The sequence below is a fragment of the Rhodococcus sp. NPDC003348 genome, assembly GCF_053589375.1.
Window position 1 is genome coordinate 1 of the sequence record NZ_JBSFRT010000036.1, and the last position, 14,300, is coordinate 14,300.

Below are 14,300 nucleotides of genomic sequence, written 5' to 3' on the forward strand. Positions count from 1 at the left end.
CGACGACAGGCCCCGGTCGGGGACCGGGGCCTGTCGGGTGGTGCGCCATCAGGGACTTGAACCCCGAACCCGCTGATTAAGAGTCAGCTGCTCTGCCAATTGAGCTAATGGCGCTCGGTGTGTTCCGCGAAAGTGCGGGACACGACACGATTCAGGCCCCGATCTGTGCTGGATGAAACAGCCAGGACCGGGGCCTGTCGTGCTGGTGCGCCATCAGGGACTTGAACCCCGAACCCGCTGATTAAGAGTCAGCTGCTCTGCCAATTGAGCTAATGGCGCCTGGTGCGTCTTGCGAGAACTGGTCTCGCTCGGTGCGAAGAGAACATTAACAGCACTGCCCACGGTATGCGAAATCGGCTGGTCACACCGGCTGTGCGGTGCACGGGAGGTAACGCAGGCGCGGGCCGGATCGATTGCAATGTGAACGTTACGGGTCGGACCGGGGGTGCCGCAGGTCCTGTTCTGCAAAGACCTGGCAAAATCGCTGTGCACAGGTCGCCAGAGGCGGATCGTGCCCGGTCGGGGTTCGGCGGCCCGTCGAGTACACGGTGTGAAGTGGGGTAACGGTGAGGAAGTTTCGGCTGGTTGTCGCGTTGGGGGCGGCGGCCGTGGTGCTCGGATCGTCGGCATGCACGGTTCCGTCGAGTGGGGAGGCGTCCGCCGCGCCGGCGATCGACGTGAACCCGGTCACCGAGCTGATCAAACCGAAACTCTCGGCAGTGGTCGCCGACGGTGCAGTCGGGCATTCCCCGAGCGAACCGGTCGCGGTGCAGGTGGCCGACGGCAAGCTGTCGTCCGTCACCCTGGTCGACGCCGCCGGTGCCGTGGTACCCGGTGCGATCGCCCCCGACGGCCGTTCGTGGGTGAACACCGAGCCGCTGCTGTACGACCGCAGCTACCGGCTCGAGGCCGAGGCCTTCGGTCTCGGTGGGTCCGGCGCCCTGGTGTCGAACTTCACGACCAGTTCGCCCGGCAATCTGACCAAGCCCTACATCCTGCCGACCGAGGGTGAGATCGTCGGGATCGGTCAGCCGGTGGCGGTCCAGTTCGACGAGAACATCCCCGACCGCAAGGCCGCGCAGGACGCGATCACCGTCGTCACCAACCCGCCCGTCGAGGGCGCCTTCTACTGGGTCAACAATCGTGAGGTCCGGTGGCGGCCCGAGAACTACTGGGCACCCGGGACGACCGTCACCGTCGACGTGAAGGTCTTCGGGCGTGACCTCGGCGACGGATTGTTCGGGCAGTCGGACCAGCGGTCCGAGTTCCGGATCGGCGACGCGATGATCGCCACCGCCGACGACAACACCAAGCAGGTCACCTTCGAGCGCAACGGCCAGGTGGTGATGACCATGCCGACGTCGATGGGCAAGGACGACACCCCGACCGACAACGGCGTCTACATCATCGGCGACCGGTTCGAGCATCTCGTGATGGACTCGTCCACCTACGGGGTTCCCGTGAACTCCCCGGACGGCTACAAGACTCCGGTGGACTGGGCGACCCGGATGTCGTACAGCGGCATCTTCTTCCACTCGGCGCCGTGGTCGGTGGGGCAGCAGGGCTACTCGAACACCAGCCACGGCTGCCTGAACCTGAGTCCCGCCAACGCCAAGTGGGTGTTCGACAACACCAAGCGCGGTGACATCGCGATCGTGAAGAACACCGTCGGCGGCACCCTGTCCGGTGTCGACGGTCTCGGCGACTGGAACATCCCGTGGGCGACGTGGAAGGCAGGCAACGCCGCCGTCTGACCCCACCCGGCCCCGACCGAATGTGGGTTTCGGTCACTTCACGTGACCGAAACCCAAATTCGGTCATTTGGATAGGAGGGTGGCCAGGAGCGCGAAACTGTCGTGCGCGCCGACGGCGGCCACGGCCCGCTGCACCCCGACCCGGGAGATCTCGAACGGTTGCATCCGTTCCCCCGCCTCCGCCGTGCACACGGCCGCCAGGAACCACTCGGTGACGGCGGCGCGGTACAGGGTCCAGGTGCGGTCGGGGTCGACCTCGACGCCGACCGCGGCGAGCCGGCTGGTGTAGCGCTCCACCAGTTCGCGTTCGACGACCCGCAGCAGATCGGGATCGACGGATGCGGTCAGGAAGTACGCGACGTCCCGGATGCCCGCCCCGGAACTGGCGACCTGCCAGTCGAGGAATCCAGGTGAGCCCGCTTCGAAGAAGAGATTGCCCGGATGCGGGTCGCCGTGGATCAGCGTCTGCGGCTGCGCGGCCCACAACCTGTCGATGTCGGCGCTGCGCTCGTAGAAGATCCGGCACTGCCGTTTGATCCCCGCCGGGATCAGATCCGACGTGTGTCCGGAGATCTCGCCAAGGAACCGTCGACGGATCAGGTCACCGAGCCGGACCTCGGCCGCCGAACGGTGCGCGAGCGGCCTCAGGTCATCGGCAAATCGGTCGGTGTCCCAGTAGGCAGCGTGCAGGTCGGCCAGGGCGTCGACGACGGCACGGGCCTCGGCCGCCGTCAACGCATCGACGCAGGTGCGGAACTCCGCCGTCGGCGAGACGTCCTCCAGGACGAGGACGGCACGTCGCCGCAGTCGATCCTCCTTCGCCGCATGGCATCGCGGCGCCCGCACCGGAGGGTTGTCACCGAGAGCCCGATAGGCGGCCACCTCCTTCGTGCCGAGCCGGAAGACGTTCATCAGCACGTGCTGCAGATAGTTGCGTGGCGGCATCTTGCAGAACAGGCTGTCGGGCAGGTCGGCCTCCGACTGCACGGCGATGCGGGCCCGCGCCGCCGTCCCCGAGTCGTGATCGACGACCCGCACCGACGTGATCGCTCCGGGTGGGACGCGGAGGGCGTCGGCGAGCCAGAGCGGGGTGACCTCCTCGACGCGCAGCGGCACCGCCGCGGGACGGGGTACGGCCCGGTCGGCTGCGGCCCGGAGTGCCTCGGTGACCGCCATGCCCACGCCGAGGGCGGTCGAGGCCGCCCGGGGCGCCCGGGGGCCTGTGTCGGTCACCCGGTCCCCGTCTCGGTCTGCGCCGCCGCGGCCGCCTGGCGTGCCTCGCGTTCCTCCTTGTTACGCACGAGCTCTCGGAACCCGATCCGCGGAAGCGCGGGCTTCGGCTGGACACCCCACTGATCTTGGGCGGTGTCCCGGCCTGCCCCTTCGGGTTCGCCGCCGAACGGCGGGCCGCCGATCGGATAGGGGTACTCGCACGTGGCGTTCTCGTCGGCCCACCGGACCTTCATGAACTCGTCGCAGATCTCGGTGAACGACAGGGTGGGAAAGCCGTACCAGATGGCGAGTGCGGGAACCGTCATCGAACCTTCGACGACGAGGGCGAAGAGGCAGATGATGATGCCCCGCTTGAGCCATCCGTGCATTCGCGAGAACTCTTTGGTGGTGCCCAGAGGCAGGTCCTCGTCGGATCCGGTTCCGGTCTCGGTCGATGTTGCCTTGCTCATGGGTTCTCCTCGAGGGACGGTGTACGACCCGGTATCCGGTTCAATCCGAGAAGATCTCGCGATTGACGGTGTGCAGGTAGGGGATTGCCAGGAATGGGGTGATGTAGAAGATGTCGAAGAGCCACCATCCGATGACCGGGACGACCGTTCCGTCGAAGCGGATGTCGGCGTACATGGTCATGTTGACGATGTAGCCGACCCAGATGACCACGCCGAACCAGCAGGTGACGATCAGCCATTGGTGACCCCACCGCTTCATCTGGAGGAAGGCGATGCCGGCCGCGATCCGCATGGGGAACACGATGAAGATGCAGGCGATCTCCCAGCCCTTCTCGCCGGGGGCGGCGGATCCGCCGATCCACATTTCGTTGTAGTGCCAGAAGTAGCCGTTGTCGACGAAGTTGCCCCAGGCGGTGAAGAACACCCGGTTCAGCAGCGAGTGACTGGCCAGCACGTCCAGGGTCCAGCCGATGCTGTTGAGGAAGGCGTCGAGGATCACCAGGTACCCGATCAGGGTGACCATGATGGGCCGCACCGAGAGGCCGGATTGTTGTGCCTTGCGCTGGAGGTAGAGCCCGCGGAGGAAGATCGGCAGCCCGACGAATCCGAAGACCAGTGTGCCCATGAACGCGGTGCCGATGGTGAGCCACCGATCGGCCTCGCGCTGAGCGGTGCGACTGTCGGTCTCGTGTTCGTCCTGGGTGAGACCCGTCGCCGGCGGACTGCCTGTGGTGGCCTTCTCGGAGGTGCGCCGGCGGGTGGTCGGGAAGTTCATGCCGGTGCCCTACCAGTCCCGGTGCAGCGACATGTTGAGTTGGATCAGGAACATGGCCAGCAGGAATCCGTACATGGCGATCTGAAAGACGATGAGCGCGCGCTTCCTTCGCCGGTCTTGCTCGTTCATGTCGGTTCTCCTCGAGGTGTCGGAACTGTTCACGCTGTGTCGATGCGAGGCGATCTCTGGGCGTCAATCCGAGAAGATCTCGCGATTGACCGTGTGTAAGTACGGGATTGCCAGGAACGGGGTGATGTAGAAGATGTCGTAGAGCCACCATCCGATTACGGGCAGGATGGTTCCGGTGAAGCGCAGGTCGGCGTAGACCGTCATGTTCGTGATGTAGCCGACCCAGATCACCACGCCGAACCAGCAGGTCACCGTCAGCCACTGGTGTCCCCATCGCTTCATCTGCAGGAAGGCGATCGCCGCGGCGACCCGCATCGGGAAGACCACGAAGACACAGGCGATCTCCCAGCCCTTCTCACCGGGTGCGGCGGATCCGCCGATCCACAACTCGTTGTAGTGCCAGAAGTACCCGTTGTCGGCGTAATTGCCCCAGGCGGTGAAGAAGACGCGGTTGAGGAGCGTGTGGTTGGCGATCAGGTCCAGCGCCCAGCCGACGGTGTTGAGGAAGGCGTCGAGGATGACCAGGTAGCCGATCAGGGTGACCATGATCGGCCGGACCGACAGACCCTCCTGCTGTGCCTTGCGCTGCAACCAGACTCCACGAAGAAAGATGGGCAGCCCGAAGAGGCCGAGGACGTAGGTGCCCATCAGTGCGGTGCCCGCAATGAGCCAGTAGTCGGCCCGCCGCTGCGCCGACCGGCTGTCGTCTTCGTGCTCGTCGTAGGTCGGCCCGGTGCGGACCGTGCTCGTCATCGCTGCTCCGCCCCGGCCAGGTGTGCCGCGGCGATCTCGCGAAGCCCCTCGTGGATGGCGCCGTCACTGCTCAGGGGTGCCAGGACGCAGGCCTCGGCCGCTTCCATCTCGCCTGCACCGGCGGCGATCAGCCGTGCCGCGGCCACCAGGACACGGGTCGAGGGTGGTTCGAAGTGGAAGACGTCGTCGGCATCACGAATGGTGATGGCGCAGCGGATGAGTCGCTCTGCGACGGCTGCGTCCACTCCCGACTCGGCGACCAGGACGTCGATCTCACGGTCGGGCGGGAGGTAGTCCATGGGCACGGTCACGAACCGCTGGCGAAACGACGGTTTGAGGTCCTTGAGCGAGCTCCGGTAGGCGGGATTGTAGGAGCAGACGAGCATGAAACTCGTAGGTGCGGGAATGGTTTCGTTGGCGCGATCGAGGTACAGGGTGCGCCGGTGGTCGGTGAGCGAGTGCAGGATCGCGAGCGAATCGTGACGGGCCTCGACGACCTCGTCGAGATAGCAGATCGCCCCGGTCCTGACGGCGGTGGTCAGCGGTCCGTCGGTCCACACCACGTCACCGCCGGTGACCATGAAGCGACCGACCAGGTCGGCGCTGGTGAGGTCGTCGTGGCAGCTGATCGTGATCACCGGACGGCCGAGGAGGTGTCCCATGTGCTCGACGAACCGGGTCTTTCCGCAGCCGGTCGGGCCGGTGAGCATCACCGGCATGTGCTCGGCGTACGCCCACTCGAGGAGCTGAACTTCGTTGCCGCCTGCCAGGTAGAGATCGTCGTTCATTCGGAAACCAGCTTTCGATGGATGTGTGCCAGTACTTCCGGGAGGTCGTCCACGTTGCGGATTCGGCGAGACCTGCGGTCCCCGAACACTTCCGGGAGGGGATCGACGCGTACCGGTCCGATGCCGATGTAGTACACGGCGACGCCGGCCTCGTCGGCTTCGTCGAGGGCATGGGAGACGTCGGCCCAGGCGTACCGGCCCTCGTATCCCTCGTCCGACATGAGGCCGTCGCCGATGACGATGAGCAGGCGTCGTTCGGACGGTTGATCGAGCAGGCGCCGGGTGAGATGCCGGATCGGTGCGCCGAGGCGGGTGTAGCCGCCTGCGCTCAGGCCCAGGCTGCTCGGGTCGACGAAGTGCGGATCGGCGAAGTCCTTGAGGCAGCTCACCTCCACGCGGTGCCGGGTATTCCCGGAGAACACGAAGATGCCGTGCTTCTCCCGCGACAGCGTCATCGCTCGCGAGAGCGCGTCCGCGCACGCCAGCTCGGTGCGGAAGGCCCGCCCACCGTTCGTGCTCAGCGATGAGCTCCCGTCGAGGAGCAGCGCGGTGCTGACGTCGCGTGAACTCGGTAGCAGTTCACGAAAGACCCGCGGCTCGTCCGCTTCGCCGGCGCGGGTGTCGATGTAGTGGGACACGTAGCGGTCCACGTCGATGTCGGAGCCGTCGTCGAGGCCCGTGCGCATCGCGCGATGGGTGTGCTCGGCGAACCACCGGCGGATGTCGGGGGACACGGCCGAGACCGGGCTGTGGCGCGTCGGGTACCTGCGCTCGAGCACCGCGACGTGATCGGGCAGGAACTCGTCACGCCACATGTTCCACTCGGGATACGGGATGCCGGCGCGCTGGTCCGGACGGATCTCGATCTCCTCGTTCTCGGGTTTGCTCGGTGGCGGGAGGTTGGAGTTGCGCGCACCACCGTCACCGCCGACCGGCACGGACATCAGTCGCTTGGCGTCGGTGCGCGACGACGTCCAGGGCATGCGTCCGTACGCGCGTCGCACCGCTGCGGAGAGTGCACCGCGTGCGGGGGCCCGCAGGGGGAGGTTCCCCAGAACGGGATGACCGTCGATCGGTTTGCGTGAGCGCGCGAGGGACAGGGCCCGCTCGATCATCTCCGCGCCCTCGAGGTCGTGGTCACCGATCTCGAGATGCGGTACGAGGCGCCGGATCTCGGGCAGGAGGCCGGGGAGCCGGTCGGCGATCCAGCCTGCGGCCACGCTGCCCTCGACCAGGGACAGTGCCCCGAGCTGTCGCGGGTCGAGTTGGTGCAGCTCGTACCCTGCGATCCGGTCCTTCGAGGGCGAACACTGCAGGGCCACGCCGCATGTCAGCGTCGATCGCTGCCAGTCCGGTCCGAGTGCGGGGTACGGGACGTTGACGATGCGACGGCTGGGACTCAACCCGAACCCGCGGTGGGGACCGGTCATCAGGCGGACGCCGTCGCGTCGCTGCTCGGAGAAGGCGACCGCGGTGAGCCCGCAGCTCCGCTCGACGGTCAACGCGTGTGAGGTCTCGGCGACGGTCATGACGCACCGGCCCCGGGGTGCGTGGGTGTGCGGTGCGTTTCGCTCAGAAGGTCCCGATGTTGCGCATGATCCAGTACCAGAACGCGATGACCAGAACCATTACGCCCCAGGCGAATGCGAGTCGAACGATTTCCTGCCACATGACTGTCTCCCTTTCGGTGTGTTGATCGGTTCATCGAGGCTCCAGGCTTCGCAATGTTGTCGTGAGGTAGCTGTTCAGGGTCGACGTGCGCAGTGGTTCCGCGCCCGCGGTGGTGGTGAGCAGGGCGTAGAGACCGAGGAGGAAGAACGCGGCGCTGTGGTAGGGATCGACGACGATCTCGGCCTCGCCGGAAGCGTCGGCCCGCTCCATCGTGGTGGCGACCAGGACGATGAGCGGGTGACTGCGCCATTCGTCGGTCAGGGGCCTGGTGGGTGAGAAGTACGACCCGAGCAGGTCTTTGAAGAGCAGTCTTCCGAGGCGCTCTTCGATCGCGACGGTGAGGTCGATGACCTTCTTCAAGATGGCTGTGAGATCTCTTGGAGTGGAGAGGAATTCGCTGAGTTCGCTCGCGATGCGACGCTCTTCGCCTTCCTCGAGTGCCAGGAGGACGTGCTCCCTGGTGGGGAAGTGGAAGTAGAAGGTTCCGCGTGACACGCCTGCGGCCGCGGCGATCGCGGCCAGGTCGGCGTCTGCCATCCCTCGTTCACTGAACTCGGCGACGGCGGCGTCGAATACCCGCTGTCGGGTCAGTATGCGTTGGGCTTCCCGCCCCGTGGACTCCACGCGATTGCCGGTCATCGTGTTCCCGCACCTTCTGGAGGGTCTTCCCGTAAGTGCAACTGGAGTGATGATGGCATACCTCGTTGACACTTGTCAGCGAAAAGTGGGAACAGGTGCACGTTCGATGGGCGCGCGGAGTGGCACGTCCGGCGAGGCGGGCCCGAGGGGTGGCGGCCGCGGATCGACGAGCGGATCGACGCGGGCGTCAGAAGATGGTCCGAACGAGAAAGGCCCCCGACCGGAGTCGGGGGCCTTTCTTCGGGGTGACCGACGGGACTCGAACCCGCGACAGCCAGGATCACAACCTGGTGCTCTACCAACTGAACTACGGTCACCATCGCTTCCCACGCGCCGCCCTTGCGGGCTGTGCGTCAGCAGCGTGGACGATACTAGCGTGTCCGGAGCTCGGAATGCCAATCGGCGTCTATTCGGCCACCAGATCCTTGACGACGGCGGCAATGTCGCTGGTAGACGGGCCGGGGTCGGCGACGAACGCGGTGCGTCGGTAGTACTGCAGTTCCCGGATCGACTCCTTGATGTCGGCGAGGGCGCGGTGCGCCAGACCCTTCTCGGGCTGACCGAAGTAGATCCGCGGGTACCAGCGTCGGCACAGTTCCTTGATCGAGGAGACGTCGATCATCCGGTAGTGCAGGTACTCGTCGAGCTGGGGCATGTCGCGGGCGATGAAGCCGCGGTCGGTGGCGATGGAGTTGCCGCACAGCGGGGCGGTGCCTGGGTTGGGGATGTGCTCGCGGATGTAGGCGAGGACCTGCTGCTCGGCCTCCTCGAGTGTGACGGTCGAGGCGCGGACCTCGTCGGTCAGGCCCGACTTGGCATGCATCTCCTGCACGACCTCGGGCATGTCCGCGAGGGCCGCGTCGTCGGCGTGGATGACGATGTCCACGCCCTCGCCGAGGATGTTCAGTTCGCTGTCGGTGACGAGCGCCGCCACCTCGATCAGCTTGTCGGTGCCGAGCCGCAGCCCGGTCATTTCGCAATCGATCCACACAAGTTTGTCCTGCACAAGCATCCACAGTAGTCAGGGCGGTCTCGGATAGGGTTCGCGGTGGAGCCAAGTCGGGTGGGAATGCGATCGAGGAGGAGCGGATGACGGTGGACCCGGGGTCGGACGCGGCCGCGCTGGCGGAGCGGGCGGCGGCCGCGAAGGCGGCGGCGGAGGAGGCGGCCCGGGTCGCGGCGGAAGCGGCCGCAGCCGCCGAGGCGGCCGCGAAGGCCGCGGCGGAGGCGGAGGGTGCGCAGCCACAGGCGCAGCAGTCCGAGGCCGGTGCGGTGCGGGGCGCCGCCCAGGAGATCGCCGCGGGCTACGCCTTCGACGGCGGCGCACTGGAGTTGGGCACCGTCGTCGTGGACGGGGTCGTGGACTCGACTGCGCGGGTCCGGATCCCGCTGGCCACCCTGAACCGGCACGGCCTGGTCGCGGGTGCCACCGGCACCGGCAAGACCAAGACGCTGCAGGGCATCTGCGAACAGCTCTCCGCCGCCGGGGTGCCGGTGGTGATGGCCGACGTCAAGGGTGACGTGTCCGGCCTGTCCGCGGCCGGCGAGGCGAGCGAGAAGATGGCCGCGCGCGCGATCGAGACCGGCATCACGGACTGGGCGCCGACCGCGTTCCCGACGGAGTTCGTCTCCCTCGGCACCGAGGGCATCGGGGTGCCGATCCGGGCGACCATCACCAGCTTCGGGCCGATCCTGCTCAGCAAGGTGCTCGGACTCAACGACACGCAGGAGTCCACCCTCGGCCTGATCTTCCACTGGGCCGACACCCAGGGACTGGCGCTGCTCGACCTGAAGGATCTGCGGTCCGTCATCGCGCACCTGACCTCCGACGAGGGCAAGGCCGACCTCAAGGGCATCGGCGGCGTGTCCTCGGCGACCGCGGGAGTCATCCTGCGCGCGCTGGTCAATCTCGAGGCCGACGGCGGCGACACCTTCTTCGGCGAACCGGAGTTCGACACCGCGGATCTGCTCCGCGTCGGCCCGGACGGCAGGGGCGTCGTCACGCTGTTCGAGCTGGGCGCCCAGGCGGCACGGCCGGCGATGTTCTCGACGTTCCTGATGTGGGTGCTGGCCGACCTGTTCCAGACGCTGCCCGAGGTCGGCGACGTCGACAAGCCCAAACTCGTGTTCGTGTTCGACGAGGCGCACCTGCTGTTCGCGGACGCGTCGAAGGCGTTCCTCCAGCAGGTCGAGCAGACCGTGAAACTGATCCGGTCCAAGGGCGTCGGAGTCTTCTTCTGCACCCAGCTGCCGACGGACGTGCCGAACGCGGTGCTCTCGCAGCTCGGCGCCCGGATCCAGCACGCGCTGCGCGCGTTCACCCCGGACGACCAGAAGGCGCTGAACAAGACCGTCCGCACCTACCCGAAGACCGAGCACTACGACCTTGAGAAGGCGCTGACCTCGCTGGGGACGGGCGAGGCGATTGTCACGGTGCTCTCGGAGAAGGGCGCGCCGACGCCGGTGGCGTGGGCGAAGATCCCGCCGCCGCGGTCGCTGATGGACACGATCGGCGAGGACGCCGTCCGTGCGGCCGCCGCGGCGAGCCCGCTGCAGGCGAAGTACGGCGCCACTCTCGACCGGGAGTCCGCCTACGAGCTGTTGACGGCGCGGTTGGCACCACCGTTGCAGCCGATACCGGACCTGCCGCCGGCGCTGCCGGATCTTCCGGACCTGCCGCCGCCTGCCCCGGACGAGCCGAGCGCGGTGGAGAAGATCTTGCAGAACTCCGCGGTCAAGAGCTTCCTGCGGTCGGCCGCGACCGTCGCGGGCCGGGAGATCTCCCGCTCGATCTTCGGCACCGGCCGCCGCAAGCGCTGACGCGCCCTGTGCGCCTTTCTTATGGCGGGACCCACCAGAAGGGCGCACAGGCGGTGCAGCCGCCTACGGCAACAGGCGGGGGACGACCTTGCCGGTGGCGTTGCGGGGCAGTTCGTCGAGGAAGGTCACGTCGCGGGGCACGCAGAACCGGGTCAGGTGCGACCGCACGTGGTCGCGGACGACGTCGGTGGTCAGCGCGGACCCGTCCGTGTCGGTGGTCCGCACGACGTACGCCGCGAGGCGCGCACCGAACTCCGGGTCGTCGACCCCGATCACCGCGGCTTCGAGAACGCCGGGCAGCTCACTGAGCAGGTTCTCCACCTCGCGTGGGTAGACGTTCTCGCCGCCGGAGACGATCATGTCGTCGCTGCGGCCGTCGAGGAACAGCAGGCCCTCGTCGTCGAAGTGGCCGACGTCGCCGGTCGACATCATCCCGTCGACGACCTCCTTCTCGCCGCCGGCCCGGGTGTAGCCCTCGAAGAGCATCCCGTTGCCGACGAACACCCGTCCGACGGTGCCGGCGGGGACCTCGGTGCCGGTCTCGTCGAGGATGCGCACCGTGGTGCCGAGCGGAGGCCGCCCCGCGGTGTTCGGATGCCGGAGCAGTTCGTCGGGCTGCGCGATCGACGCCCAGCTCACCTCGGTGGAGCCGTAGAAGTTGTAGAGCACCGGACCGAACACGTCGAACGTCTTGTGCACGACGCCGGTCGGGATGGCGGAACCGCTGGCGGCGATCACCCGCAGGCACGCGAGGTCGACGTCGCGCTGATCCTTGGGGAGGTCCGTGATCCGCTGCAGCATCGTGGGGACCACCCACAGGGTGTCGGCTCGGTGGTGGGAGACGGATTCGACGGTGGCCGCGGGCTCGAAGCGGCGGGTCAGCACCATGGTCGAGCGCAGCGCGAGCGCGAGCTGGGTCCCGGCCAGGCCCCAGGTGTGGAAGATCGGTGACGCGATCACCGTGACGCCGTTGCTGCGCAGCGGCAGCCGCGACAGTACCGCGGACGCCGGCATCCAGTTGCGCGGCTCGGGGCGGGAGGCGCCCTTGGGAGTGCCGGTGGTGCCGGAGGTGAGCACGACCAGCCGACCGCGTCGCGGCCGTCTCGGCAGGGCCAGTGCGCTGCCGCCGCGGCCGTCCTCGAGGAGGCCCTCGAACCGGGCCCAGCCCTCGGCGCCGTCGCCGCCGTCGGTCGCGTCAGGGTCCTCGAACACCGCGACCCGCAACGTCGAGTCCGGGATCAGGGGTGTGAATTCGGGGTCGACGAGCAGCCAGTCCAGCTTCTGTTCCACGACGATCTCGGCGAGCTGGGCCGCGGACGCGCCGGTGTTGAGCAGCACCAGGTCGGTGCCGAGCCGGGCCGCCGCGCCCATCGCGGTGACGAAGCCACGATGGTTGCGGGCCAGGACCCCGATGCGGCCGCGCTCGCGCAGGCCGCGGTCGTGCAGGGCCAGTGCGAGGGCTTCGGCGTCGGCGTCGAGTTGCCGGTAGGTGACCGGACCGCGGTCGTCGACGACCGCCACCCGGTCTCCGTCGCGGCGGGCGGCGGAGGCGAGCAGGCCGCCGGCGGTGAAGTCCCACTGGTACCAGGCGGAGGCGACGCCGGGGAGGGCGCTCGGGGCGATCGGTCCGACGATGCCGGCCTTCGTGATCGGAATCAGGCCCTTGATCAGGTCTGTTGCTCTGGAAAGGCGCGGCATGTGGGCGGGTCCTCCTGGGGTCGTGGCGCGACTCGCCCCAACTTACTTGCCGGTAAGGACTGACGCCAGGGGCAGAGTGCTACAGACCTGCCTCGCGACGCATCAGATCGTCCAGCGTCTCGCGGCGGATCAGCTCGCGCACGGAGCCCCCGGCTACCGCAACGACCGGCGGGCGCCCCACTGAGTTGTACGACGACGCCATGCTGTGGTGGTAGGCGCCGGTCACCGGCACGGCCAGCACGTCGCCGGGTCGTACGTCCGCGGGGAGTGCCGCGTCCTTCACGATCTCGTCACCGGACTCGCAGTGCCGTCCCGCGACGGTCGCGACCATGTCCGGCGCGGTCGAGTGCCGATTGGCCAGCGTGACGGTGTAATGCGCGCCGTACAGTCCGACGCGCGGATTGTCGCTCATGCCGCCGTCGACGCCGACGAAGGTCCGGCCGCCCTCGACCCGCTTGACCGACAGCACGCGGTACACGGTCACCCCGGCCCGTCCGACGATCGCCCGGCCCGGTTCGAGGGTGATCCGCGGTCGCGGGAAGTGGTGCCGGGCGCAGGCGTCGTCGAGGGCGTCCTCGATGGTCGCGGAGAGCGCCGTCGGGTCCAGGCACGGATCGCCGGCGGTGTACGGGATGCCGTGTCCGCCACCGAGGTCCAGTTGGGTCAGGATGGTGCCGTGATCCAGCCGGATCTGTGCCATCTCGGCGATCATCCGGTCGACGGCGATCCCGTAGCAGTCGGCGTCGGTGATCTGGGAGCCCAGATGGCAGTGCAGGCCGATCAGGTTCAGTCGTGGGTGGCCCAGCACCCGCCGGACCGCTTCGTCCGCCTGGCCGTGCGCGAGGGGGAAGCCGAACTTCTGGTCGTCGACCCCGGTGGTGACGGCGCGGTGGGTGTGCGCGTCGATGCCGGGTGTCACCCGGACCAGGACGTTCTGGCGGTGCGCGGACGACGCGGCCAGCAGCGTGATCTCGGCGGCCGAGTCGACGACGATCCGCCCGACTCCGGCCGCGCGGGCCGCGGACAGGTCGGCGGCGGTCTTGACGTTGCCGTGCAGGATGATTCGGCGCGGATCGACACCGGCGGACAGTGCGATCGCGAGTTCGCCTGCCGAGCACACGTCGAGCGCGAGGCCTTCCTCGGCGACCCACGCGGCCACTGCCCGGGTCAGCAGGGCCTTGCCTGCGTACGCGATCTCGGCCTCGGGGAAGGTCTCGCGATAGACCCGGCAGCGATGCCGGACGTCGCGTTCGTCGAGGATGTAGGTCGGTGTGCCGAACCGGTCGGCGATGTCGGCGATCGCAACTCCGCCGACGGTGATCCGGCCGAGTTCGTCGACGTGGGTGGTGGTCGGCCACAGGGTGGGGTCGAGTCGCGGGCTCATCGCCGAGCGCAGCGACGGCAGGATGTCGAGCAGGGTCACGGTGGGCTCCTGAAGGTGGGTTACACCCTCCGGAGTACTCGCCCGAGTCGTGTCCGTCGCCGTCCCTGACGGGGTCTTGACGCCGCCCGCAACGGGTTTGACGCCGGGCTGACGGTCGGGGGCGCATCCGGTGCGCACGGCGGATCGCGGTCGGTGCCACCGACGAGC

Annotated in this window: 12 protein-coding genes and 3 tRNA genes; 2 read left to right on the plus strand and 13 right to left on the minus strand. The window is 68.0% G+C overall.

Going from position 1 to position 14,300, the window contains the following annotated elements; genetic code table 11:
- Nucleotides 1–38: 38 nt before the first annotated feature.
- A tRNA-Lys gene (locus ACWDU4_RS21025) sits at nt 39–114 on the minus strand.
- Between the two features lie 89 nt (nt 115–203).
- A tRNA-Lys gene (locus ACWDU4_RS21030) sits at nt 204–279 on the minus strand.
- 287 nt (nt 280–566) lie between these two features.
- Here ACWDU4_RS21030 and ACWDU4_RS21035 point away from each other — a divergent pair.
- Nucleotides 567–1,754 carry a L,D-transpeptidase gene (locus ACWDU4_RS21035; RefSeq protein ID WP_450115862.1) on the plus strand — a complete coding sequence of 396 codons (1,188 nt, stop codon included), beginning with the start codon at nt 567–569 and terminating at the stop codon, nt 1,752–1,754.
- 63 nt (nt 1,755–1,817) lie between these two features.
- Here ACWDU4_RS21035 and ACWDU4_RS21040 read toward each other — a convergent pair whose 3' ends face one another.
- The 9 genes from ACWDU4_RS21040 to orn all read right to left on the minus strand — a co-directional run bounded on the left by ACWDU4_RS21040 (nt 1,818) and on the right by orn (nt 9,197).
- Nucleotides 1,818–2,987 carry a phosphotransferase gene (locus ACWDU4_RS21040; RefSeq protein ID WP_450115863.1) on the minus strand — a complete coding sequence of 390 codons (1,170 nt, stop codon included), beginning with the start codon at nt 2,985–2,987 and terminating at the stop codon, nt 1,818–1,820.
- Complete coding sequence (locus tag ACWDU4_RS21045) at nt 2,984–3,436, minus strand: hypothetical protein (RefSeq protein ID WP_450115864.1); 453 nt, start codon at nt 3,434–3,436, stop codon at nt 2,984–2,986. Before ACWDU4_RS21045 ends, ACWDU4_RS21040 begins: the two co-directional genes overlap by 4 nt.
- Nucleotides 3,437–3,476: 40 nt before the next feature.
- Complete coding sequence (locus ACWDU4_RS21050; RefSeq protein WP_450115865.1) at nt 3,477–4,211, minus strand: hypothetical protein; 735 nt, start codon at nt 4,209–4,211, stop codon at nt 3,477–3,479.
- 192 nt (nt 4,212–4,403) lie between these two features.
- Entirely contained in the window at nt 4,404–5,093 is a 690-nt protein-coding gene (locus ACWDU4_RS21055) for a hypothetical protein (protein ID WP_450115866.1), read from the minus strand.
- Nucleotides 5,090–5,881: an AAA family ATPase gene (locus tag ACWDU4_RS21060; RefSeq protein WP_450115867.1), complete on the minus strand. Its 792-nt coding sequence runs from the start codon at nt 5,879–5,881 to the stop codon at nt 5,090–5,092. The genes ACWDU4_RS21055 and ACWDU4_RS21060 overlap by 4 nt, the downstream gene beginning before the upstream one ends.
- The gene (locus tag ACWDU4_RS21065) at nt 5,878–7,410 is read right to left on the minus strand and encodes a VWA domain-containing protein (protein ID WP_450115868.1); all 1,533 of its coding nucleotides are present in this window, start codon (nt 7,408–7,410) and stop codon (nt 5,878–5,880) included. The genes ACWDU4_RS21060 and ACWDU4_RS21065 overlap by 4 nt, the downstream gene beginning before the upstream one ends.
- 172 nt (nt 7,411–7,582) lie before the next feature.
- Complete coding sequence (locus ACWDU4_RS21070) at nt 7,583–8,191, minus strand: TetR family transcriptional regulator (RefSeq protein WP_450115869.1); 609 nt, start codon at nt 8,189–8,191, stop codon at nt 7,583–7,585.
- A gap of 244 nt (nt 8,192–8,435) precedes the next feature.
- Nucleotides 8,436–8,508: transfer RNA gene (locus tag ACWDU4_RS21075), tRNA-His, on the minus strand.
- A gap of 89 nt (nt 8,509–8,597) precedes the next feature.
- Nucleotides 8,598–9,197, minus strand: coding sequence for an oligoribonuclease (gene orn / locus ACWDU4_RS21080; RefSeq protein WP_450115870.1), 600 nt, complete (start codon nt 9,195–9,197; stop codon nt 8,598–8,600).
- A gap of 83 nt (nt 9,198–9,280) precedes the next feature.
- Here orn and ACWDU4_RS21085 point away from each other — a divergent pair, with 83 nt between their 5' ends.
- Nucleotides 9,281–11,011 (plus strand): helicase HerA-like domain-containing protein, encoded by a 1,731-nt coding sequence (locus ACWDU4_RS21085; RefSeq protein WP_450115871.1) that lies wholly within the window; start codon nt 9,281–9,283, stop codon nt 11,009–11,011.
- 63 nt (nt 11,012–11,074) lie between these two features.
- Here ACWDU4_RS21085 and ACWDU4_RS21090 read toward each other — a convergent pair whose 3' ends face one another.
- On the minus strand, nt 11,075–12,709 hold the full coding sequence (locus ACWDU4_RS21090; protein WP_450115872.1) for an AMP-binding protein: 1,635 nt from the start codon (nt 12,707–12,709) through the stop codon (nt 11,075–11,077).
- A 79-nt stretch (nt 12,710–12,788) separates the two neighbouring features.
- Complete coding sequence (gene lysA / locus ACWDU4_RS21095) at nt 12,789–14,132, minus strand: diaminopimelate decarboxylase (protein ID WP_450115873.1); 1,344 nt, start codon at nt 14,130–14,132, stop codon at nt 12,789–12,791.
- Nucleotides 14,133–14,300: the final 168 nt, after the last annotated feature.